This window comes from Paenibacillus sp. LC231, from assembly GCF_001860525.1.
Lineage (GTDB): Bacteria > Bacillota > Bacilli > Paenibacillales > Paenibacillaceae > Paenibacillus_AQ.
Genome location: NZ_JFOM01000015.1, coordinates 712,096 through 733,975, shown reverse-complemented (window position 1 = coordinate 733,975; position 21,880 = coordinate 712,096). Strand labels below are relative to the sequence as shown.

Sequence of the window (21,880 nt, the reverse complement as noted above, 5' to 3'; positions counted from 1 at the left end):
TATGAAGAATAGGAGGATGAATATGCAAACGAAGAAATACAACATCGCCGTCGAAGCGACATTGGAAGTGATCGGGGGCAAATGGAAATGCGTGATCCTCTGCCATCTGACCCATGGCCGTAAAAGAACGAACGAGCTGAAGCGTCTCATGCCGCACATCACCCAAAAAATGTTGACGCAGCAGCTGCGGGAGCTGGAGGACGACGGAGTGATCAATCGGATTATTCATAATCAAGTACCGCCTAAAGTGGAATATGAGCTGAGCGAGTACGGCATGAGTTTGAGCGGAATTCTGGATATGCTCTGCGCATGGGGCGAAAAACATATCACGAAGGTATACGGGGACAAATTCAGCGTGCTTGAGGACAGTATCCTGAATGATAAACTGAAAGTCTCGGACGAGCCCACAGCCACAGATGCACGCTAGACCCGATTTATAAGCACTCCTGATACAACAGCAAGGGCAAGGTCCGTGATCACGGACCTTGCCCTTTTCATATTCTCTCTATGCTATCAAATCATAAGATCAATTCAGGGAATGAAAGAAATGTAATACCCTCCGGCACATTCCATGCGTAAGCGCCGAGACCCGTGGTTATTTCGCGTTCTCTTTCTCTTTTTGACTGACGATCATTTCCGTCACTTCCTCAGCCTGGGCCAGGACAGCAATGGGATCGAACGGCCAGAACCGTTTGGCATCGAGATAAAACACGCGATCCTGTTTGACGGCCTCAATCGAAGTCCACACCTTGTCCTTCTTATCCATCTCGGCACCGTTAGACTCATCAAAGAAGATATAATCGCCTGCGTAATCATTCAGAACTTCCAGGGAAACCTCTTTGTAAGTCACGTTGGCATCAATCAATTCTTTTTGAATCGTTGCCGGAGGCGTTAACTGAAGCTCCTTGTAGATCGCCAATCCTCCTCGATAAATGCCGTCACCGTACAGGTAGAAGGTTTTGCCGAAAGCGCCAAAGATGGAAAAGGTTTCACCCTCTTCAATAACGCCATTCACTTTCGCGCGCAGTCCTTCTATTTTCTTATCAAAATCAGCGAGCCATTCCTTCGCTTCTACTTCTTTGCCAAGAATAGCACCCAATCCCTCTACTTCTTCGTGCACGCTTCGATAGGTTTCATAAGGCAAAATGACCGTCGGCGCGATTTTAGACAGCTTCTCGAAAACTTCCGGATCGGAGTTAGCGCTGATAATCAGGTCGGGGTTCAGTTCCAAAATCTTTTCCGTCGAGTTTTCCCCTGTGCTCTCTATTCCTGCAATCCTGTCCTGGATGTGGACATTCTCAAGATCTTTCGCTGTTGCGCCGACCGGTTTTTCTCCGAGCAGCAATAAGGTAGGTAAATATGCATCGACTACAATTCGCTGTGGATCGGCGGGATACTCGATCGGACCATGAATCGTATCCATCTTTCTAGTCGTAGGAGCTGCGGCTTCAGTCTGGGGCTTGTCCGCGCCTGCAGCTGTTTCGCCTGAAGAACCCGCTTCGTTGGTGGTATTTCCATTCCCGCCACATGCGGAAATCAAGAACGAACATAGGATGAGCATGGAGAGAGTTACCCGAAATTTAGATGTGAACATAGTTTCATCCTCCTCATAAAGTTTAAGCTTGGATCAAGCACCGAATTGAGCCCGATGCAATCGGCTGTATATACCATGAGCTGCGAGCAGATCTTCATGGATACCTTGTTCGGCGATACCTTTGTCTGCAACAACCACAATGCGGTCTGCATTCTTGATCGTTGCTAGTCGGTGTGCAATCACCAGGGTCGTACGTCCCTCCGACAGTTCGGCCAGCGCCTGCTGAATCGCCGCTTCGGTCTCCGCATCCAATGCAGACGTTGCTTCGTCCAGAATAAGAATCGGCGGATTCTTGAGGAACATCCGGGCGATCGACAGGCGCTGTTTCTGTCCGCCGGACAGCTTAACGCCTCTCTCGCCAATTAAGGTGTCCAGCCCATCCGGAAGCGAAGCGACCAGATCCTCAAGCTGGGCACGGCTCACAGCTTTCATAATGTCGCTATCTGCAGCATCCAGTCGGCCATAAGCAATGTTTTCGCGAATACTGCCATCAAACAGGAATACATCCTGCTGCACGATGCCAATATGGGAACGTAGGGATTGCAGCGTCATGTCCCGGATATCGATTCCGTCAATCGTAATCCGGCCAGCAGCTGTATCATAGAAACGCGGCAGCAGAGAGCACAGGGTGGTCTTGCCCGCTCCGGACGGACCCACAAGCGCAACAGTTTCACCAGCTCGAATCGATAAATTAACATCCTGCAGCACTTGATCCTTGTTCTCGTAACCGAAGGATATCCCGTGAAAGGCAATGTCTCCCCGCAAATGGTTAACTGGCTTGGCACCCGGCGAATCCGCAACGTCCGGTTCGCTCTCAAGCAGCTCCAAATACCGCTTAAAACCGGCGATTCCCTTCGGATACATCTCAATCACCGCATTGATCTGTTTAATCGGCCCGAGGAACACGTTGGACAGCATGACAAAAGCGATAAATTCCCCGTTGGTCATCCGCCCTTCGATCACGAACCAAGTACCGCACACCAAAACGAACAGGGAGATGAATTTCATCAGGATAAAGCTGATCGAAGAGTTCCAAGCCATGATGCGGTAAGCTACCAGCTTCGTTAAGCGGAAGCGGTTGTTGTTCTCCGCGAAACGAGCCATTTCATGCTCCTCATTCGAGAAGGCTTGTACCACTCGGATACCGCTGACGTTGTTCTCCACCCGTGCGTTGTAATCGGCAATATCGGAGAACATGCGCTTGAACGCAGCCGACATTTTCCCGCTGAAATACAGCGATAGATAGACCATCAATGGAACAATCACAAACGTCATCACCGCGAGCTCCCAGTTAAGTCCGAGCATGATGCCCAAAGCTCCGGCAAGCGTCATGACGGCGATGAACAGATCTTCCGGACCGTGGTGGGCAATTTCTCCGATATCCATCAAATCGTTTGTCATCCGCGAGACTAGATGTCCCGTCTTGTTGTTGTCAAAAAAACGGAAGGATTGCTTCTGAACCCGATCAAACAGTTTTTTGCGCATATCCGTCTCAATGTTGATGCCGAGTTTATGCCCCCAATAGGTAACAACGTAATGCAAGAAGGAACTGACAACATAAATGCCGAGAAGACCCAGACAAGCGTATAAGATCCACTTCCAGTTGCCGCTTGGCAGCAAGTCGTCAATCACGCGGTTGACGGCAACCGGGAATATCAATTCAAGTAAAGCCGCAAAGATAGCGCAGCAAAAATCCAGGATAAACAGCCCTTTATAAGGCTTGTAATAGGAAAAAAATCGACGCAGCATAAGGACCTCCTTAATCCGATATTCCGCTATAGAAATGAGCAAGTCCTTTCTTTTTAACAATTGCCCCATTTAGATCCGTGACGAACTTATCCTTTTATGCTCTCGATCTGGATAACAGGTACAGGAAATAAGGAGCACCGATCACCGCAACTACGATCCCCGTCGGAATCTCAGATGGTTGGATGATCCAACGTCCAAGGGTATCGGCTGTGATAACCAGCAGTGCACCAACCAGTGCCGTTACCGGCAGCAGCAGCTGATGCTTCGCACCGACAAAGCGTCTGGACAGGTGGGGTGCGATAAGTCCGACAAATCCAATTCCGCCGCTTACCGCCACGCACGAGGCTGCCAAGCCAACCGCCGCTGCCAACAGCTTCAGCTGCTCCTTCGTGACGGAAGCACCGAGTCCGGTCGCCATCGGTTCTCCAAGATTGAGAACGTTCATCACCTGCGCTTTATACATGACGAAGGGCAAAAGCACAAGGATCCATGGGAGCAATGCCAATACAAACTTCCAGCTCGAACCCCAAATGCTGCCCGCCAGCCAAGTGGCAACAAACTGATATTTTTCAGGACTCAAGCGCAGCGTTAGCACAATCATTGCCGCACTAATGCCAGCCGCAACGGCAATCCCTGTTAAGAGCAGCCCCGTCGGCTTAAAGCCCTGATTCTTCTTATAGGCCAGCACACATATTAATGCAGCGGTTAAACTCGCCCCAATCAATGCAAGCACCGGCAATAGATAGACAGGAGCCGCAGTCGTACTTGGAAAAAATGAAATGAACAGCATCACCATCAAGCCTGCACCTGCATTAATCCCCAAGATACCCGGATCCGCCAGCTCATTACGGGATATTCCCTGCATCACACATCCCGATATTGCTAAGCCTGCCCCAATCAGCAGCGAGATGACGATACGCGGCAAGCGGAATTCGAACAGCACCAGCTCCTGCTTATCCGTCCCGCCGCCAAACAGTGTTTTTATGACCTCAAGCGGCGACAAACGAATGACCCCCGTGTTCATACTGATTAGAAATACTAGAACGATCAGGGCAGCCAGCACAGACAGGGTGATGATTTTGCGCTTCTTGACTTTTCGCCCATGCATGGTATTCGTGATGGTCTGCATTACAGCTCCCTCCTTACTTTGCGTGCCAAGTAGAGGAAGAAGGGCACCCCGATCAATGCGATGATCGCGCCCACCGGTGTCTCGTAAGGAGGGTTCACCATTCTTGCAGCTAAGTCGGCAATGACGACCAGCAAGCTCCCAAGAACGGCCGAGCAAGGAATGATGAGGCGGTAATCCACACCGACCAGCTTGCGGGTGACGTGCGGAATCATGAGACCGACAAAGCCTACCGCACCGACAACCGAGACGGCAGCCCCTGCCAGCACCAGCACGATCACCGTTCCGGCCAGCTTGACGAGACCCGTTCGCTGCCCGAGCCCGCGGGCGATCTCATCGCCGAGGCTGAGCATGGTAATAGAGCGTGACAATGCAATAGCTCCCAATATAGCAGCGACGATCCACGGCAGCATAATCTTCAGATGGACCCACTTAATCCCCGCGGTTCCGCCGGCATACCAGAACGCCATATCCTGTCCGACCTGAAAATACAATGCGATGCCTTCACTAAGCGCACTTAACAAAGCACTAAGGGCAGCACCCGCAAGAACGAGACGTACCGGCGTTAGCCCCCCTTTTGCCATGGAACTGACCCCATACACGAGAACCGCACCTAATCCTGCTCCAAGGAATGAGAACAGTATCAGGTACATATAAGGCAGCCCCGGAAAAAAGGAAAAACAGAGGGCAATGGCAAAACCAGCTCCCGCATTTAATCCGAGCAAACCGGAATCAGCGAGCGGATTGCGGGTCATCCCCTGCATGATGGCGCCGGATACGGCAAAGCAGGCGCCCACCATCGCCCCGCCGAGGACTCTCGGCAAGCGCAGTTCCTGTATGATCTGATGCTCCGTCACATCGGGATTAAAGAAGAACACCGCTTCCCATACATTTCGCAGATCAATATCGGCCGCTCCGAGCGATATCGATAAAGCTATGCCAAGCACCAGCGCTGCAACGCCGCCCGTAAGAATCAGGGTCGCAGCCCATGGTCGCCCCTTGAGTGCAACGTGAGTCTTGGAATCTGTAAGACTTGGATTGGACGTGTTTGCTGACATCATTTTCCCCTCAATACTATGATATTGATTCTCATTATCATCTGTAACTATAAAATATAGGTCTTTCCTGCGTCCATGGACATCTTGAATTTCCCACCTGAAAAAAGTCCATGCCCAAGTCAAGCGTTTTTTTCCAAATATAAGCGATACTCTTTGGGCTTAACTAAATGCCTTGCGCCTAACGGATTGTGCCATTGACACAGAAACCTCTATTCCATTACAATTAATGCTAATTGAATGAGGCGATGGAGTTCGCCGTAACCGCTTCGACAGCTAATGACTCCTACCAGAGGTCGCTTTCCTGGTAGGAGTCTGTTTGTGTATTGAAGGGTTAGCGGCGAATATATAGAAACGGGTGAAATTTCATGATTAAAAAATGGTTTAACGCTGCCGAAAAATGGCCATACGCCTTGTTGTCCGGTTACTTCATCAAATGGATGGTTCTGGGAAGTTTTGTAGGATTGATGACGGGCAGCGCCTCCGCCTTCTTTCTTTACAGTCTGGACTATGTTACCTCCCTTCGCATGGAGAATCCTTGGCTGCTGTTCTTTCTTCCCTTGGGAGGGGCCGGGGTCAGCTTCCTATATTACAAGTTTGGCAAGAGCAGCACCAAAGGAAATAATCTCATCCTTGAACAAATCCATGGCGGTACGGAATCCGTTCCATTGCGCATGGCGCCTTTAGTGCTAATCGGGACATTGATCACGCATCTGTTTGGGGGATCTGCAGGGCGTGAGGGCACTGCCGTTCAGATGGGAGGAAGTTTATCGGAGTGGTTCGGTAAGCTTATCCGCGTTACGCCGGCGGATCGAAAAATACTGCTAATCTGCGGAATTAGCGGCGGCTTCGGATCCATCTTCGGCACGCCGCTGGCAGGAACGTTATTTGGACTTGAAGTGCTTGCCATCGGACTGATCTCGCATCAAGCCCTATTACCTGCATTCGTAGCCAGCTTGGTCGGGAATCTGATCGCCACCTCCCTATGGGGCGTCAGCCATCTGCATTATCCGATCGGAGAAATTCCGGCTTTGAGTTTCCTGGTGATCCTAAAGGTGATTTTCGCCTCGATTCTCTTTGGTCTGACAAGCCGGCTGTTCAGTGAGCTAACCCATTCCTTGAAGCAGTGGTACGGTTATTTCTTCCGTAATCCGATGATCAAAAGCGCTGTCGGCGGCATCATCATCATTGCGCTGGTTTATCTGCTTGGGACACGCGAATATTTGGGGCTAGGACTCCCCCTGATTGAAGCCTCCTTCACAGACGAGGTATCACCTCTCGCCTTTCTCGGCAAAATCCTCTTTACCTCGCTGACGCTCGGAGCAGGGTTCCAAGGAGGGGAAGTAACTCCGCTGTTCGCCATCGGGGCAACGCTGGGCAACGCGTTATCCGAATGGATCGGATTATACGCTCCGTTCCTGGCTGCATTAGGATTTATTGCCGTCTTCTGCGGAGCGACGAACACCCCGATTGCTTGCTTTATTATGGGAATCGAACTGTTCGGCGGGGAAGGCGCCGTGTATATGTTGATGGCCTGCGTTATCAGCTACCTGTTCTCCGGGCACTCCGGCATCTATACCTCCCAACAAATCGGCATATCCAAACACCCGCTCCTCTCGTTTCCGCTGGGCACAACGCTTGCGGGTGCGAAGACGTTAAATAAACAGAAGCACAAACAAAAGACGTCCGAGTAATCGGACGTCTTTTGCCTTTACACCGAGCTTTTGCGAATCGAACGGTAACTAAAGAGAGCAAGGATAAGCGTGATCGGAATGAACCACAGCGACAATTCAAAAGCAGTGTTTTTCACAACCCAGTCAATTACATGTCCCCACCAGCCATATTGGGTAATTAGTACGCTGAGCCCCGATAATAGAATGAAATAGGCCGCAAGCATGACAAAGGTTTTAATACCACGATGCCGAAGATAGAAGACACCGATTCCCATCCCGATAAAGGCAAATGAAATCAGTACTATGAAATAGATCATAAATTGTTCTAGCAACGTGCCGTCATTTAAATACGGCAGTTTAAAAAAAGATACCCGATTTCCCCAAGAACCCGTTGACCGTTCAACTTCAGCTAATACCAATAAAATGATTGACGTAAAGATGCTGTACAAAACCAACATAAGAACAGATCCTGCAAAGAAGTCCGTTCTTCGAATACTGAACCCTAGGGCGAATGGAAACAGCTGCAGCACCGAAACCAAAGCCCCGACAAAGACATAGATAAAAATCGTAGCCAAGCCACCGGCGTAGAATGAATCTCCATTAACCATTAGGCTGATAAAATAGTTAGTCAGAAAACTGAATGCTGTGATTGCCCAAGGCAAGTAAATCCAGGATAATTTCTGTTTCGTATAAATACGCAGTACGCCAGGAATTCCGTTCATAGTTGGCCCCCCACCTTTTCACGCTTAGTCAGATATACGATTAACTGCTGAAGGGAGACCGGGGCTGTTTCCAAACCCAATTCTTCCGCCTCTTTTTTTAACTTCGTTGATGCGCTTCCCATTAACGTAACGGACAACATGGAAGCGAAAGACTCCCGATGGATCACTTCCTGCCCCTGGATGAACGATTCGACCATCCCGGAGGGAGCGACGATCGTATAAGCGCGTCCCCGCAAATCATCCGTGGCGTCGTCCAGCAATATTTTCCCGTCATCAATGACAATGATATGCTCCAGCAGTCTGCTAACCTCGTCGATCAAATGCGTGGACAGAATTATCGTACGCGGATGATCGGTGTAATCCTCGATCAATTGATCATAGAACAGCTCTCTGGCCACGGCATCCAGACCCAGATAAGGCTCATCAAAGATCGTAATGGGTGCGCGGCTGGCGAGTCCGACAATGATGCCAACCGACGATAGCATACCGCGGGACAATCTTTTCACGAGTCGCTTCATGGGCAATCGAAATACCTCGATCAGTTCCTTGGCATATTCCGCATCCCAGTTCGGATATACGCTCGCTGCGGTTTCCATCACATCCCTGACCGTGAACAGATCCGGATACTTCTGGCCTTCCTTAATAAAGCATACCTGCTGGATGACCTTTAGATTTTCATAAGGATGCTCACCAAATACGCGGATCTCACCCTGGGTTGCGAATAGTTGCGCTGTGATCATCTGCATGATGGTCGTTTTGCCGGCTCCGTTCCTTCCCAGCAATCCGTAGATCTTGTTGGCTTCTACCTTAAAGCTCACATTATCGACGGCCATAGTATCCTTATATTTCTTACTCAAATTCTTGACTTCAATCACGGTTTGGCTCATCAGTCTTGCTCCCCTCTGCGGATCATTTCCGATAATTGATCTTTGGTAATCCCAAGCTTCGCCGCTTCCTTAACCATGGCGACAACGTACTGCTCATAAAACTCCGTCTTGCGCTTCTCCATCAGCAATTCACGAGCCCCTGAGGCTACAAACATGCCAATCCCCCGTTTCTTGTACAAAATCCCTTGATCCACCAGCAGATTTACGCCTTTAGCAGCCGTTGCCGGATTGATCTGGTAAAAGGCTGCAAACTGATTCGTTGACGGAACCTGTGTCTCCTCAGGCAGTCGTGCTTCGATGATGTCGTCTTCAATTTTGTCGGCAATTTGCATGAATATCGGTCTGCTGTCATCAATCTGAAATGCCATTTACCTCACCAACTTTCGTTTATAACCTTCATTGCATCATTGGTTAGTTACTCATGTAATTAACCATATAAGAGATGAAGCCCCTTGTCAATGGGTTGTCGGAATATATTTACAAAAATTAAACAAACATCAGACTTTTGTCCTAAACAAATAGTCCTTAACTTCCGATAAAGTATAGGCGCAAATCCAGCGTTGCCCACTACAGATAAAGAGAAGAAGGAGCTTGAGAGGAACATGAAAAGAATCATTGCAATCGTTGTACTAGCCATGCTGACGGTAATAACGCCGCTGTATGCCGCATCCGCTGCCAAGAATTTAGCTTATGTGGACAAGAACGGCCAGTCCTATATTTCGGTCGGGGTACTCAAGACCTACGATGGTGTAAAAGTGGCGTATACAGCTGCTGAAAAAAAACTCCATATCACACGCGAAGATACAGCTCTCACCCTATACCTGGGCAGTCGGAATGCCTACGTAAATGGCAAAAGGGTTCAGGCTAAAGCAATCCCGTTCTCCGAAAACGGCTCTACCTATGTACCCCTGCAATTCGTCAGTCAACATCTGGGCTTAAAGCTATCCTGGGGCCATAATAGATCCACCCTGAAAATTACGGACGGGAATGTAGCACACACGCTTCCTGTTCTATCTGGAACATTCATATCCAGCCAAACCAAGCCCGTGACGTCGACTAGGAAAACCTTCAAGGTTGGCTCCCGTTCCTTCAGCGCACAGGTGGTCACCGTTTCACTTCTCCATCCGAAGGTGGAACTGGACGTTGTTCTGGCAGGCAATAAAGCAGGGAAAGTCGAGGATTTGCGCAGTATAGCCAAGCGCAGCAAAGCCGTAGTAGCTATTAACGGCACATTCTTTGATGCCTACACCTCCGGTGCATACAAAGCGCCTTACGGCTATTTGGTCAGCAATGGCAATATTTTGCACAAGGCCTCGGGGGATAATCGAACGATCTTCACCTATGACAGCAACAATCTGGCCGCCATGATTCCAGGACTTGATTTCAAATCCGTATATGATGCCGGACATATGGAAGGAGCCCTTCAAGCTGGCCCGCGTCTGCTGACTAACGGCAAGGTCACCCTGGACGTCAAGAAGGAAGGCTTCAAAGATCCGAAGATTCTAACAGGCGGCGGCGCACGGAGCGCGCTAGGTATCACGAAGGATCATAAACTGATCATGTTAACGACTGGCGGAGCAACCATTCCACAGCTTGCGGACATCATGAAGCAAGCCGGGGCATACCAAGCAATGAACCTGGATGGCGGTGCCTCCAGCGGCTTGTATTATAATGGATCGTACTTAACGACGCCTGGGCGGCAGATTAGTAATGCCATTGTCGTAAAATATAAATAGTTACCTACTCTCCCCTGTTTATCCGGTTCTTCTACCGGCTGATCAGGGGTTTTCTTCATAAGCAGCACTACCTCCGCTTCGAGCTGCATATGCTGATCAAGAAAATGTTTCACCATGAGCACCAATTGTGTAAATATATAGCAAACTGTCTTTTGTGAACGATTCGTAGGCTGGTGGTTCATTCAGCGGGGGGTGGATTCCATTACATCGTCTATCGCGGTCATTCGGACGAAAATCAGGGACATGATCGAGGGGATATATCGGGTTTGGAGGGAATGGATTAGGAGATACCCTTTCATTGCCAAGGTGTATCACTTGTTTTCCTGGCTTTCCCTACTTGTGCTCGTTATTAGTCTGGTGCTGATCGAAGAATCACGGACCATGCTAGTTCAATATTTGTGGTCTTTCTACGTATTGCTGCAATTTTGGCTGCTCAGCCGAAGCAAAACCGTTGCCTGGAAGCAGGTCAGCTTGTTTGTTCTCTCAGGGGTTCTTTTGGTCATTCCCTTGACCAATGGGACCATGCAGGGACTTCATTTGATTTTTGGAGGACGGACTACCGATACATGGTCATTTGCCGTCATGACCCCGATTGTTGAGGAAATTTATAAGCTATTGCCTCTCGGACTGTATTTGTTTTTTTCAAGAAGAGCCACGACGTTAAGCCTGAGCGATTATGTATTGTTAGGGGCTGCTCCCGGCATTGGCTTTCAATTTATGGAGGAGCTGTCGAGGCGCCTGGTCCAAAGCAATTACGGGGTGTCGTTTCTCGGCGGTAAAACGCTGCATTGGGAGTTCTTTGATTTATTTCCGGGCTACTTCGAGGAAAGTTTTATTCCGACCATGATGAATGTTACGCATCCTGTACATAGTGCCATGATCGCCCTTGGAATCGGCATCGCTTTCCGGTACGCCAAGCGTCTCTCTCGCTGGACCTATGCTTTTCCGGCTGTCCTTCTCCTCTGGGCTATCCTGAATCATGCGGCCTGGAATGGGCAGAATCGGCTTCCGGAGTGGATACTGACTCTTCATGACTGGACCGGTGAAGGCTACCGAACCGAAGGCTTCTTCCTGCTCCTGCTGGTTGCAGGTTTGTTCATCGACTACTTCGATTTGCATCGAATCCGTGACCGTCTCCCGGTTCTGAAGGGTGAGGGCCTTATCAATCCATTAACGGAGTGTTGGCAGATGGCGCGGGCTCTCTTAACAGACCGGAAACGCCTAGGTTACCTGATGGCATTCTACCGAGAACGGCGCGAGCTCGGATATTCGTTATTATATGGCAATCTTGAAGCAGCAAGCCAAAGGGATCAGATTCAGGAGAAGGTTAGACAGTATACTGCCGTTCTGGGAGCTATCGGCATCCTCATGCTTGCTGCAGGGATTCTCTCCGGTATCGGCACTTCGATGATCGCTGCTGACTCCTCCTGTTTTTCATGCTTGTTCGACTCACTCCAGAATTGGTGGGACCGGCTTAGCGGCTGGGAACAAGCGGGTATCATACTGGGAGCCTTTGCCCTTTCCCTGCTGTTTGTCAGCTTCTGGCCTGCTCTTGGCATTGCCTTGACCGGCGCAGGCATTGCGGGTGGCGGACACGAGATTGCCGGATACATCCGCGATCCGAAGAAGCTGCTTTCTCCTCAAAATGCGGCAGCTGCCGTGTTAGCCGTCATCCTCAGCCGCATTCCGATAGGTAAAGGAGTATCTTGGCTGTCCAATAAGCTGGGTCCCACTGCGAGAAGGTGGCTGGATACGCTTTCCGAGAAGCTAGGTTTGAAAACGCGCAATGAGCCGGATGCTCCCACTGGCGGAACGCGCGATCCGAAACCGGACACTACGAATGAACAGCCGGAAGAGGGTCCGAGAAAGCCGGACGATGACCGTGAGCATAAGCCGAATGATAAACCGGATGAAGAAAAACCTGACGAAACGGAAGGAACCCCGCAAGAGGTACCGAGATATTCCGGAGAGCTGCAGAAGGTTAACAAGCCGGATGCTGCCGCGGATGCGCTTGCGGAGCGACTTGGCGGCGAATCGAGAATGAAGTTTGATTCCGACCCGATCGGCAGGGAATTCGACGCCATTAGCGATGAGTATGTTGCCCAGACCAAGCCTGCCCTGCAGCAGGTTAACAAAAAGGTCCGCGATCAAATGAAAGCGACCTTCGAAGCTGCGGAGCAGACCGGCAGAAAGGTCTATTATCATTTTGAAGGGGAGCCCGCCCAATCGGTTATTGACAAATTACATGAATACAGCCAAAGATATGGAATAGAAGTCCACATTGATACCGATCCATTATAACGACAAGGAGTGAGCATTCATGTATGAATTTCACGGCTGGGCTGCCATTCAGGAGAATCCTGCGGAGGCGGATGCCGGGCAGCTCGACATGATCATTCAGAAAATACAGCTGAAGATAACCGAATTTGCATGGGGAAGCGGCTTGTTATCCTTAAATGCGGCTAACGGCTCCTATTACCTTCATGTCGGAGGTGTTACGAACCGCAAGGGAGCCGAGGCTGCCGAGATCGAGGCGCTGTACCAATTGATCGGCGAAATCGCTCCCGGTTCATACGGTCTTCTGTATACCAGAGATGATGAGAATCTGGAAGGCTATGATAACGAGTTCCGGGTCAAGGTGCTGGCACGCGGGCAGTTGAAGGAACAAAGCGATCCGTTTCTCTCCCCTTGCGTCCCGGTGATCGAAGACGAAGTCGATTAATGACATGATAACTAAAGTTAGATAATAAAAGAAATCCCGTTACTCGCTATGTCATGATGTTCTCATGGATGGCGGGTTACGGGATTTATGGTTTATCTGGATATGGATCATCTATTCAATGATGTAACTACATACTCTTTGCACAAATAGAATGTGATTGCCACTGTGACTTAAGCTCGTCCATTCAATTCATCCATCGTTGTCTGTATGATGATCCGCAGGCCATTCAACATCGTTTCATGGGATAACGTCGGCAAGGATGGCTTCTCCACGGCCATCTCCGTCGATGCCGGAAAATGCACAAAGCCACCAATAGTAGACTTTTGCTTTAGGCGAATATCGTTCAAAATCGCATACATCGTATTATTGCAAATATACGTTCCGGCTGTATTGGATACCGCAGCTGGAATTCCCGCTTCCTTCAGCCGGTTGACCATCAAACGGATGGGAAGGGTTGAAAACAGTCCGTCCGGTCCGTCAGCGTCTATGGGCTCGTCTTGAGGTCTAACTCCCCGATTATCCGAAATCGTCGATTCCGGCGGTATGTCCTTGATATTAATGGCGATTCGTTCCGGTGTAATGGCGGTCCGCCCACCCGCCACGCCACAAGCAATGACTGCATCTGGCTCGTATGCCTTCATCTCTTTCAGCAGAATCTCCGCACACTCATCATAATGTACGGGAAGAAGCAGCGTTCTGATCTCTGCGCCGGGGAAGGAGTCGTGCTTAATCTCCTCAACCAGTCTCTCCGTTGGATTTACAGAGCTCCCGCCAAAAGGTTCAAAGCCTGAAATTAATATTTTTAGCATGTATCATATCTCCTGTACTCGTTTATGTAAGCTGCCTGGTCACGAAAATCGCATACCAGCTTTTATTATAGCAGTGCTTGAACGCTTACGCCTTCTGCCTCGAGCCGTGATCGCAAGGCACTCGCGAATAACGTTGCATGCGGTCCATCTCCATGAATGCAGACGGTTTCTGCCGTAATGGGGATCACCTTGCCGCACAGGGTAACTACCACTCTGTCTTTCACCATCCGGACTACTTGCGTGACCGCAGCCTCGGGATCGGTTATAATGGCATCCGGCAGATGTCTCGGCGTGAGTGTGCCGTCATCCTGGTAGGTACGATCCGCAAACACTTCACTTGCTGTGCGAAGCCCTGCCTTCTCCCCCGCTGCGATTAACTCGCTGCCTGCCAACCCATACAGAATGAGTGTCGGATCGATATCCTTGATTGCCGATGCAATCGCATCCGCAAGGGGTCTGGAGGTCGCAGCCATATTATACAGGGCACCGTGAGGTTTTACATGCTGCAGCCCGGACCCTTCCTGTATTGCAAAAGCCATCAAGGCTCCAATCTGATAGGTTACCATATCATAAGCTTCGGCAGGCGTAATCTCCATTCTTCTTCTTCCAAAGCCGGCCAGATCAGGCAAGCCCGGGTGCGCGCCGATTGCGGCACCGCTCTCGATCGCTTGACGGACCGTTGCCCGCATGACCGCCGGATCGCCTGCATGAAATCCGCAAGCGATGTTGGCCGAAGTTATACTGCGAAGAAGCTCAGTATCATTGCCTAATTTGTAAGCACCGTAGCTCTCTCCCATATCACAGTTCAGGTCCACTCGAACCATGCTGACTCACCACTCCTTTAATTTAAGCTTGATCATGGCCTCCAACATTCGAAACTCTTGAACATGAGCCGAGTAGAGCTGTTCTGCTTCAGCCAACGAAATACCCGCAAAGCGAATCGTTGCTCCAGGCGACAGCTGAGCGATCAGCGAAATATCGACGGTTGCCACTTGCGCAATTTTGGGATAGCCTCCAAGCGTCTGCCGATCTGCCATTAGAATGATAGGCTGGCCATCTGCGGGTACCTGTACCGTTCCAAGGGCTACCGGCTCGGATATATATTCCTTAGCATGGCTTAATTGAAGCAGCGGACCGGACAACCTGTAGCCCATACGGTCCGATTGCGGAGTTACAGTGAACCGTTCTCCGAACAGCGCGTGCTTGCTGCTGTCATCAAAGTCATCATATTGACGCCCTTTCAGCACACGTACCACCTTCTCCTGTCCTGGACCAGGATACCTTTCAGGAGAGAAGACGGCCCATTTTACGGTAAGGAAACCGCCATAATCATCAAGGTATCGTTCAGACGAGACCACAGGAAGCATAGAAGGATGGGTATGAAGCGTATCCCCCGTCTTCAACGGCCTCCCTTCATACCCGCCGATTCCGGCCCTTAAATACGTACTGCTGCTGCCCATTACCTGATAGACATCAAATCCGCCCGACACCGCCATATAAGCACGGCAACCCGTTACCGGCTGTTGAAACCTCAGCACACGGCCTGCTTTGATCAGCACGGGACGCCACATCGGAACCTTCAGGCCTTCTATCGAGGGTGATAAATCCCCGCCGGTAATGGCAACCCACCGATCCCTAAGAAATTCAACCGCGAATCCTGACCATGTAATTTCCAGAACGGCCTTTTCATCCTCATTGCCAACCAGTCGATTGGCGATCCGATAAGCGGAATGATCCATTGCTCCTGCCGTGATAATACCGTATCTGCCGTAACCCCGTCTTCCCGCATCCTGAAGAGTCACAAGAAGTCCCGGCTTCATAACGGTTATACTCATAGGCCCACTTCCCTTAATTGTTCGAATTCCTCCGCTTGAATAGGCCGAAACCGGATATATTGCCCGCTCTTCAACAGCGTTGGAGGCTCCGCTTCGGGACGAAATAAACCGAGCGGCGTCCGGCCGATAATCTGCCACCCGCCCGGCGTCTCGATCGGATATATGCCGGTTTGCGTGCCGGCGATTCCTACGGATCCAGCCGGAATTTGCAGCCGGGGAGTCTGTTTCCTCGGTGTCGCAATCTGTTCCGGAATACCTCCAACATAAGGGAAGCCGGGCGCGAATCCGATGGCGTATACCAAATAATCCTGCCCGGAATGAATACGAATGACATCCCTGGGGGTAAGGTGGTTCTGCTGAGCTACTTCCTCCAGATCCGGCCCATAGTCGCCCCCATAACAAACCGGAATGTCAACAACCTCATATTTCGTGATGTTCATCTCAACAGTTACCGCCTCCATCCGCTGCTCGAGCATTGAACAGACGTAAGCAAACACGGTATCGAATCCGTCCGGTTTGCCGATCTTATCATAATCATAGTATACCGCTACGCTCGTATACGAAGGGATGCATTCGATCCAGCCTGGAAAAGGGTTCTGCTCTATTCGTCTCGTCATAGCCGTGACCTGGCGATGCACCTTCTCACTCACGATATTTTCGAATTGAATGTGAACAGCCGAATCCCCTAAAGGGAAGAATGAATAAGACTTGCTCATATAGGACATTCTCCATTCCATATGTACTGCTGATTATCGTCAATCATTGAATGATTATTCCTATGATAGCAGAGAAACAGGCATCCGTTGAATATGAAGTTTTATTATTTGTCGATGGGATCAGGAACAGCTGACTCTGACGGATCAGGCCAAGCGTCCATGCTGTATATCTGTATAATTTCAGGGAATGGTTGGCAAAATACAGAAGACGTACTTTGATAAGGAGGTGCCACCAACATGAGCCCACAAAACCAGAACAGTAACGAACCGACAAAAGCAGAAGTTCAAACCACGAAATTGAACAAAATGCCGATTCCAGGTGAATTCGACACCGAGATCTCTGCCGAAGAAGCAGCCGAGGTATTTAAACAGCAGCAGCCAAACGCTGGTCATAGCTCCGAGAACCAACAATAATACAAGTTGAAGACCTCACGGAAGATCCGTTGTTTTCACAGGATCGTCCGTGAGGTCTTTTTAGGTGTATTATTTTACAAGTCATTCGGGTTTGTGGTTTAAATGAACCAACCACGAGACTTCATTTAAGATAGAAGAACACCCAGCCGAGCCCCGTATTCTTCCGTTTATATCCCCTTGGTGCCTAACCGCTTCGCTAGTTCGGCCAGATCATGCCCTTTGAGGGCGCCTTCGACCAGCTGCGGGAGAAGAGCAGGGGTGCAAGCAAAGCAAGGTGTTCCGTCCCTGGACAGCAGCTTGGCTACCTGCTCATCATAGAACGGTTTTCCCTCGTCGGATAATGCGAGGAGACACATCGTCTTGACTCCCGCTTCCCGCAGTTCACGCATTCGCCGGATCAGCCCGGCTTGATTGCCGCCTTCATACAGGTCCGAAATGATGATAAACAGCGTTTTTTTCGGTTCTTCAATAAACTGCTCGCAATAAGCGACCGATTTATGAATATCCGTTCCGCCGCCAAGCTGGATGCCAAATAACATATCCACCGGATCATTGGCACACTGCTCCGTCAGGTCAACGACCTCCGTATCGAATACGACCACACGGGTGTCTAGCGAGGGGATGCTTGCAAATATGGATCCGATAACGGAAGCCCAGATGACGGATTCCGCCATGGAACCGCTCTGATCGATATCCACAATAACGGTCCATTCTTTGCTCCGTCTTGCCCTGTCAAAATAATAAAAACGCTCTGGCACGATCTGCTTGCGGTCCGCATCATAATTTTTCAGATTTCGCTGTATCGTCCGCTTCCAGTCAATACCGCTGAGCGAAGGAAGCGGGGTATGCTGTCTGCGGTTTAAGGCCCCTGTCACAGCCCGGCGAATATCCTCCTGCAGACGCTGGACAAGCTCATCCACAACCGCCTTCACCAGCAGGCGCGCCGTATCCTTGGTTTTCTCGGGAATCTTCCCTTTCAGGGACAGCAGCGTGCCAACCAGCTGTATATCCGGCTTGACCGTAGCCAGAACCTCCGGTTCAAACAGCAGCTGCTTCCAGCCCTTTCGTTCCATGGCATCATTCTGGATGATGGACACCACGTCTTCGGGGAAAAAGGAGCGGACATCCCCCAGCCACTGCGCAAGCCGGGGAGCCGACTTTCCTTGCCCGGCTGCCCGCTGCCCCACGACCGCGCTTCCGGCTTCCGCCCCGCCGTCCGTATTATCATAAATCGCGGCCAGCGCGCGGTCCATAATCATCTCTTCCTCCGACAGCTGTATGCTTCCCCCGGGGCTATAGCCCGCTAGCTGAGGTTCAGCCGACTGGCCCAGAATGAGCCGCCAACGCGATATTTGGTTGGGTTCCGGTATGCAGCTCATCGCCTAAAAGTCCTCAAAGTCAAAATCATTCAAGTCGTCAATCATCTTCGCTTCTTCCTCCTTCAGATCGCCGGTCAAAATCTCGGCAGCCTGCTCTGCATTCACACCCCATAGCTCACCAAGCAGCTCGGCAATCATCGTCTTCTCCTTCGCCGAAAAGCTGCTGAACGCCCGGCGCAGAAAAACAAGCGCACGAGTGAATTCATCATCCTCCAGGGACTGGATGTATTCATTCAGCTGCTCCCACAGACTTAACCGCGAGAGAAGAGCATATCGGTTTCGCATCGATAAGCCTTCAAACCATCCTGCTCCCAAATCGGCCGGAATGCCGGGGGATAATCTCCGCGACACTTCTTCGGCACACTGCCGGGCGGAAATCGCATTCCGCTCCATCAATACCGCACATGCATATCCCGACAAACGGGCGTTCAGGTCATCTCTTTCGGACAAATGCCCGAGCTCTTGCAGCCAAAGTGCCTCGTCCACCTGCTCCGCATGCTCCAAGGCGACGCTGTTCAGCTCATTCATGGCGGTTATCATCGAGCCTGATACCTCGTCGCTGCACTGACTGCCATCGAGCAGAAACAAGCAAGCGCGCATAAAGAGCTGCTGCAGCAGCGGTACAAGGGGCTCTGTATCCATCCGCCTGATCCCGCCATAACGGATCAGCACGGATAACTCCCGGGAAGCTGCCGCAATCTGAACGACATCGCGGCTGTCCACAGCAAGCTTTTGCAGGGTCTGCCGCCCCGCTTCCATCTGATGAATCATCCCGCATTCATACGCGATACGGATCAGCGTAGAAGCTTCGGCAATCGAGGTGCAGCCTGCCAGCTTTTGCTGGAGCATATAAGCGGCAGCCACCTCTACCGTCTCCCCCAGCAGCGTCGATTCAACGACCTGAATTTCAACCTCCGGCGTCCATTGCACAACCCAGTGCTCCGCCCATGCCCCTTGCTCCTGCCCGCTGGGTCTGGCCTTAACAAATTCAATCTCCAGCAGCTTCAGGCGATGAAACAAAAAAGACCGGTTCAAATCGAGATACGCGGACTCTTTCGAGGTTACCCTCCGGTTCTCGCGCAAATCCAATATTAAATCGTTGGCTACAACCGATTTATACTTCTCCAGCTTCAGCCTCTTCAGCTGGCGGTTCAGGTCGTCCTGGATCGGGGTTTGGCTGACGCCTTCCGCCAGCTCGCCGATCGCCGTGCCGATCTCCACACGTGCAAGCTCCTCAGCCACGACCGCAAGTTCGCCGCGCCCAAGCAGTGTCTGGGCCGCATCCCGCAAATCCCGAAGGGTCGGGAGACCGCCCCCGTGGAGCGCTGCCAGCGACTCCGCCAGCCGGACGGCTTCGATCACCTCCGCCGTGGAGCGGTGGGTGCCGTTCTTTCTCATCGAGCCCGCCACCATGGATAAATAATGATGCGGCAATTCCGCCAGAGAACCCTCCTGCATTCGTTCCCACATCATCTCAAAATAATGGGGAGCGATATTCCCGGCACCATAACCGGAAATGGACGACAGCTTATAATAGGAATATGGCATAAGCGTCAGCTTGGTTATCCGGGAAGGAAGCTGATTCAATTCCTCGTCGCTCATCGGGCTGGACAAATCGCGAAGGGCCGAGGCATGGTAAGCCCCGCACACGACTACGATGCGCTCGGGGTCATGCCCCGCCGCAATCGCTTCAACAATCTGGCGGCGCATATACGACTCCCGGACGGCATTGTAGGCGTATTTCACACTATCCTCCCGCCGCTCTTTCTCCTCCGACAGCTCTCGCATCTCCATGGAAAAAGCTGATATGGATTGCCGGTAAGATCCTTCGCTCAAATTATGCTCGTAGCTCCGCTCCCAGTACATATCGTAATCGTATTCGCCGGCAAGCTCGGCAATCCGCTCATATATGGATTTTTCGTCCGGCCGACTTTCGTCCATCGGTCCAGCTGGTACCGAGTCGGAACCAAGTTCCTCGTCTTCAAGTTCTTTCACGCGCGCTTCGTCATCCGAGCTGCGGCGCAGATCCTGCAGACAGACGGCAGCAGATGAGGGCAGGTCGATAAATGCGGCATAAGCTCCGTGCTTCTGCGCCCACCTCATGGCCTGATATTCAGGGGAATATACCGCAAAAGGCCACAAAATCGTTCGTACGGGCAGTTCTTCGGTAAAAGCCAATATGGCTACCGGCGGATTGGTTGTTGCCTGAGTCAGATGACGTATTTCCCCGCTTGCATCCGACGGCCCTTCGATGAGCACGGCCGTAGGATTGATCTCATCCAGAAAGTCCAGTACATGCTTCGCACCGGCGGGCGACAAATGCCGAACTCCAAAAACATGTATGCCGGCAGCATTCACTGGTTGATCTCCTTGCATGCGTTATATAAGCCCCGCCACTCCGCTCCGCGTTTTTTCATAATGTTATCAAGATATTCCTTCCATACGAGCCGGTCTTTATCATCGTCCTTCACAATCGCCCCTTGAAGTCCCGCTGCCAAGTCCTCGTCAGTCAGCTCACCGCTGCCAAAGCTCGCTGCCAGCGCCATGCTGTTCGTCAGGAGCGATATCGCTTCAGCCGTCGAGATCACTCCGGCCGGGGACTTCACCTTTTCCTTTTTATCCAGCGTCATGCCGCTGCGCAGCTCACGAAAGATCGTCACGACCTTGAGCAGTGCTTCATCTGCGGGAGCAGCAGCCTGCAGATCATACGAGGAGGCAATCTCCGACACCCGTTTCTTTACGATTTCGATTTCGGTATTCAGATCCGCTGGAGCGGGAAGAACGATAATATTGAAACGGCGCTTGAGCGCAGTGGACATCTCATTGACGCCGCGGTCTCTTGTATTTGCAGTGGCGATAATAGAGAATCCTTTCCGTGCGTTCATTTCTTTACCAAGCTCAGGCACCGATATCGTCTTTTCCGACAAAATGGAGATCAGTGCATCCTGTACCTCGGAGGCGCAGCGGGATATCTCTTCGAAGCGGGCTATCCCTCCCGCTTCCATCGCCCGCATGATCGGACTCTGCACCAACGCCTCGGGAGTCGGGCCTTGAGCGAGCAGCATGGCATAGTTCCAGGAATAACGGACATGCTCTTCGCTCGTTCCCGCCGTTCCCTGAACGACCAGACCGGAATTCCCGTAGATCGCTGCGGCCAAATTTTCGGACAGCCAGGATTTGGCCGTGCCTGGTTCCCCGATCAATAATAGAGCACGGTCGGTTACCAAGGTAGCAACCGCCATCTCGATCAGCCGCTTGTTCCCGATATATTTAGGCGTGATATCCGTTTTGCCTGCCTTGCCGCCGACAATGAATTTGAGTACGGATTGAGGCGACATCTGCCATCCGGCTGGAATGTTTCCCGAATCCTCCTTACGCAGTGCTTCCAGCTCGTGACGGAACAGTAATTCCGCGGGCTGCCGCATGATATCTTGTAATTGCTCTTGTCCTGCTGCCATGGGCT

The 21,880-nt window shown here is 51.1% G+C and carries 20 protein-coding genes and 1 riboswitch; of the genes, 6 read left to right on the top strand and 14 right to left on the bottom strand.

Annotated elements, in window-relative coordinates:
* The first annotated feature begins 22 nt into the window (after positions 1 to 22).
* Complete coding sequence (locus AK95_RS13315; RefSeq protein WP_071220420.1) at positions 23 to 427, top strand: winged helix-turn-helix transcriptional regulator; 405 nt, start codon at positions 23 to 25, stop codon at positions 425 to 427.
* Positions 428 to 595: 168 nt separating this feature from the next.
* On the opposite strand, the gene AK95_RS13310 is transcribed toward AK95_RS13315, so the two are convergent.
* The 4 genes from AK95_RS13310 to AK95_RS13295 all read right to left on the bottom strand — a co-directional run bounded on the left by AK95_RS13310 (position 596) and on the right by AK95_RS13295 (position 5,527).
* Entirely contained in the window at positions 596 to 1,594 is a 999-nt protein-coding gene (locus AK95_RS13310) for an ABC transporter substrate-binding protein (protein ID WP_071220419.1), read from the bottom strand.
* 33 nt (positions 1,595 to 1,627) lie between these two features.
* Positions 1,628 to 3,343, bottom strand: a complete 1,716-nt coding sequence (locus AK95_RS13305; RefSeq protein WP_071220418.1) for an ABC transporter ATP-binding protein — start codon at positions 3,341 to 3,343, stop codon at positions 1,628 to 1,630.
* Positions 3,344 to 3,437: 94 nt separating this feature from the next.
* Positions 3,438 to 4,472 carry a FecCD family ABC transporter permease gene (locus tag AK95_RS13300; RefSeq protein ID WP_071220417.1) on the bottom strand — a complete coding sequence of 345 codons (1,035 nt, stop codon included), beginning with the start codon at positions 4,470 to 4,472 and terminating at the stop codon, positions 3,438 to 3,440.
* Positions 4,472 to 5,527 carry a FecCD family ABC transporter permease gene (locus AK95_RS13295; RefSeq protein ID WP_071220416.1) on the bottom strand — a complete coding sequence of 352 codons (1,056 nt, stop codon included), beginning with the start codon at positions 5,525 to 5,527 and terminating at the stop codon, positions 4,472 to 4,474. The genes AK95_RS13300 and AK95_RS13295 overlap by 1 nt, the downstream gene beginning before the upstream one ends.
* Positions 5,528 to 5,759: 232 nt before the next feature.
* A riboswitch (Fluoride riboswitch) is annotated at positions 5,760 to 5,820 on the top strand.
* Between the two features lie 72 nt (positions 5,821 to 5,892).
* Here AK95_RS13295 and AK95_RS13290 point away from each other — a divergent pair.
* Positions 5,893 to 7,218 carry a voltage-gated chloride channel family protein gene (locus AK95_RS13290; protein WP_071220415.1) on the top strand — a complete coding sequence of 442 codons (1,326 nt, stop codon included), beginning with the start codon at positions 5,893 to 5,895 and terminating at the stop codon, positions 7,216 to 7,218.
* A 17-nt stretch (positions 7,219 to 7,235) separates the two neighbouring features.
* On the opposite strand, the gene AK95_RS13285 is transcribed toward AK95_RS13290, so the two are convergent.
* Genes AK95_RS13285 through AK95_RS13275 form a run of 3 tightly spaced genes read right to left on the bottom strand, consistent with a single transcriptional unit; the run spans position 7,236 to position 9,174 of the window.
* Entirely contained in the window at positions 7,236 to 7,919 is a 684-nt protein-coding gene (locus tag AK95_RS13285) for a hypothetical protein (RefSeq protein WP_071220414.1), read from the bottom strand.
* Positions 7,916 to 8,806 carry an ABC transporter ATP-binding protein gene (locus AK95_RS13280; protein ID WP_071220413.1) on the bottom strand — a complete coding sequence of 297 codons (891 nt, stop codon included), beginning with the start codon at positions 8,804 to 8,806 and terminating at the stop codon, positions 7,916 to 7,918. The genes AK95_RS13285 and AK95_RS13280 overlap by 4 nt, the downstream gene beginning before the upstream one ends.
* Entirely contained in the window at positions 8,806 to 9,174 is a 369-nt protein-coding gene (locus AK95_RS13275) for a GntR family transcriptional regulator (RefSeq protein WP_009591066.1), read from the bottom strand. The genes AK95_RS13280 and AK95_RS13275 overlap by 1 nt, the downstream gene beginning before the upstream one ends.
* 234 nt (positions 9,175 to 9,408) lie before the next feature.
* Here AK95_RS13275 and AK95_RS13270 point away from each other — a divergent pair, with 234 nt between their 5' ends.
* The 3 genes from AK95_RS13270 (at position 9,409) to AK95_RS13260 (ending at position 13,264) form a co-directional block, all read left to right on the top strand.
* Positions 9,409 to 10,542 carry a phosphodiester glycosidase family protein gene (locus AK95_RS13270; RefSeq protein WP_071220412.1) on the top strand — a complete coding sequence of 378 codons (1,134 nt, stop codon included), beginning with the start codon at positions 9,409 to 9,411 and terminating at the stop codon, positions 10,540 to 10,542.
* 192 nt (positions 10,543 to 10,734) lie between these two features.
* Positions 10,735 to 12,843: a restriction endonuclease fold toxin gene (locus AK95_RS13265; RefSeq protein WP_235613093.1), complete on the top strand. Its 2,109-nt coding sequence runs from the start codon at positions 10,735 to 10,737 to the stop codon at positions 12,841 to 12,843.
* A gap of 19 nt (positions 12,844 to 12,862) precedes the next feature.
* Positions 12,863 to 13,264 (top strand): immunity 7 family protein, encoded by a 402-nt coding sequence (locus AK95_RS13260; protein WP_071220411.1) that lies wholly within the window; start codon positions 12,863 to 12,865, stop codon positions 13,262 to 13,264.
* Positions 13,265 to 13,434: 170 nt separating this feature from the next.
* On the opposite strand, the gene AK95_RS13255 is transcribed toward AK95_RS13260, so the two are convergent.
* The 4 genes from AK95_RS13255 to pxpB all read right to left on the bottom strand — a co-directional run bounded on the left by AK95_RS13255 (position 13,435) and on the right by pxpB (position 16,624).
* Entirely contained in the window at positions 13,435 to 14,073 is a 639-nt protein-coding gene (locus AK95_RS13255) for a pyroglutamyl-peptidase I (RefSeq protein WP_071220410.1), read from the bottom strand.
* Between the two features lie 65 nt (positions 14,074 to 14,138).
* The gene (locus tag AK95_RS13250; RefSeq protein ID WP_071220409.1) at positions 14,139 to 14,897 is read right to left on the bottom strand and encodes a LamB/YcsF family protein; all 759 of its coding nucleotides are present in this window, start codon (positions 14,895 to 14,897) and stop codon (positions 14,139 to 14,141) included.
* A gap of 6 nt (positions 14,898 to 14,903) precedes the next feature.
* Positions 14,904 to 15,908: a 5-oxoprolinase subunit C family protein gene (locus AK95_RS13245; protein WP_071220408.1), complete on the bottom strand. Its 1,005-nt coding sequence runs from the start codon at positions 15,906 to 15,908 to the stop codon at positions 14,904 to 14,906.
* Complete coding sequence (pxpB, locus tag AK95_RS13240; protein WP_071220407.1) at positions 15,905 to 16,624, bottom strand: 5-oxoprolinase subunit PxpB; 720 nt, start codon at positions 16,622 to 16,624, stop codon at positions 15,905 to 15,907. The genes AK95_RS13245 and pxpB overlap by 4 nt, the downstream gene beginning before the upstream one ends.
* Before the next feature lie 237 nt (positions 16,625 to 16,861).
* On the opposite strand from pxpB, the gene AK95_RS34515 reads away from it, so the two are divergent.
* Positions 16,862 to 17,038: a hypothetical protein gene (locus AK95_RS34515; protein WP_201259381.1), complete on the top strand. Its 177-nt coding sequence runs from the start codon at positions 16,862 to 16,864 to the stop codon at positions 17,036 to 17,038.
* Positions 17,039 to 17,205: 167 nt separating this feature from the next.
* Here the strand turns inward: AK95_RS34515 and AK95_RS13235 are convergent, their stop codons facing one another.
* Genes AK95_RS13235 through AK95_RS13225 form a run of 3 tightly spaced genes read right to left on the bottom strand, consistent with a single transcriptional unit; the run spans position 17,206 to position 21,875 of the window.
* A complete protein-coding gene (locus tag AK95_RS13235; RefSeq protein WP_071220406.1) occupies positions 17,206 to 18,417 on the bottom strand; it encodes a VWA domain-containing protein in 1,212 nt (403 codons plus the stop codon).
* 3 nt (positions 18,418 to 18,420) lie between these two features.
* Positions 18,421 to 20,793: a DUF5682 family protein gene (locus tag AK95_RS13230; protein WP_201259380.1), complete on the bottom strand. Its 2,373-nt coding sequence runs from the start codon at positions 20,791 to 20,793 to the stop codon at positions 18,421 to 18,423.
* Entirely contained in the window at positions 20,772 to 21,875 is a 1,104-nt protein-coding gene (locus tag AK95_RS13225; RefSeq protein ID WP_071220404.1) for an ATP-binding protein, read from the bottom strand. The genes AK95_RS13230 and AK95_RS13225 overlap by 22 nt, the downstream gene beginning before the upstream one ends.
* Between the last annotated feature and the right edge of the window lie 5 nt (positions 21,876 to 21,880).

Coding starts and splice junctions, on each gene's coding strand:
- AK95_RS13315 (WP_071220420.1), top strand. CDS start 23: ATGCAAACGAAGAAATACAACATCGCCGTCGAAGCGACATTGGAAGTG.
- AK95_RS13310 (WP_071220419.1), bottom strand. CDS start 1,594: ATGTTCACATCTAAATTTCGGGTAACTCTCTCCATGCTCATCCTATGT.
- AK95_RS13305 (WP_071220418.1), bottom strand. CDS start 3,343: ATGCTGCGTCGATTTTTTTCCTATTACAAGCCTTATAAAGGGCTGTTT.
- AK95_RS13300 (WP_071220417.1), bottom strand. CDS start 4,472: ATGCAGACCATCACGAATACCATGCATGGGCGAAAAGTCAAGAAGCGC.
- AK95_RS13295 (WP_071220416.1), bottom strand. CDS start 5,527: ATGTCAGCAAACACGTCCAATCCAAGTCTTACAGATTCCAAGACTCAC.
- AK95_RS13290 (WP_071220415.1), top strand. CDS start 5,893: ATGATTAAAAAATGGTTTAACGCTGCCGAAAAATGGCCATACGCCTTG.
- AK95_RS13285 (WP_071220414.1), bottom strand. CDS start 7,919: ATGAACGGAATTCCTGGCGTACTGCGTATTTATACGAAACAGAAATTA.
- AK95_RS13280 (WP_071220413.1), bottom strand. CDS start 8,806: ATGAGCCAAACCGTGATTGAAGTCAAGAATTTGAGTAAGAAATATAAG.
- AK95_RS13275 (WP_009591066.1), bottom strand. CDS start 9,174: ATGGCATTTCAGATTGATGACAGCAGACCGATATTCATGCAAATTGCC.
- AK95_RS13270 (WP_071220412.1), top strand. CDS start 9,409: ATGAAAAGAATCATTGCAATCGTTGTACTAGCCATGCTGACGGTAATA.
- AK95_RS13260 (WP_071220411.1), top strand. CDS start 12,863: ATGTATGAATTTCACGGCTGGGCTGCCATTCAGGAGAATCCTGCGGAG.
- AK95_RS13255 (WP_071220410.1), bottom strand. CDS start 14,073: ATGCTAAAAATATTAATTTCAGGCTTTGAACCTTTTGGCGGGAGCTCT.
- AK95_RS13250 (WP_071220409.1), bottom strand. CDS start 14,897: ATGGTTCGAGTGGACCTGAACTGTGATATGGGAGAGAGCTACGGTGCT.
- AK95_RS13245 (WP_071220408.1), bottom strand. CDS start 15,908: ATGAGTATAACCGTTATGAAGCCGGGACTTCTTGTGACTCTTCAGGAT.
- pxpB (WP_071220407.1), bottom strand. CDS start 16,624: ATGAGCAAGTCTTATTCATTCTTCCCTTTAGGGGATTCGGCTGTTCAC.
- AK95_RS34515 (WP_201259381.1), top strand. CDS start 16,862: ATGAGCCCACAAAACCAGAACAGTAACGAACCGACAAAAGCAGAAGTT.
- AK95_RS13235 (WP_071220406.1), bottom strand. CDS start 18,417: ATGAGCTGCATACCGGAACCCAACCAAATATCGCGTTGGCGGCTCATT.
- AK95_RS13230 (WP_201259380.1), bottom strand. CDS start 20,793: ATGCAAGGAGATCAACCAGTGAATGCTGCCGGCATACATGTTTTTGGA.
- AK95_RS13225 (WP_071220404.1), bottom strand. CDS start 21,875: ATGGCAGCAGGACAAGAGCAATTACAAGATATCATGCGGCAGCCCGCG.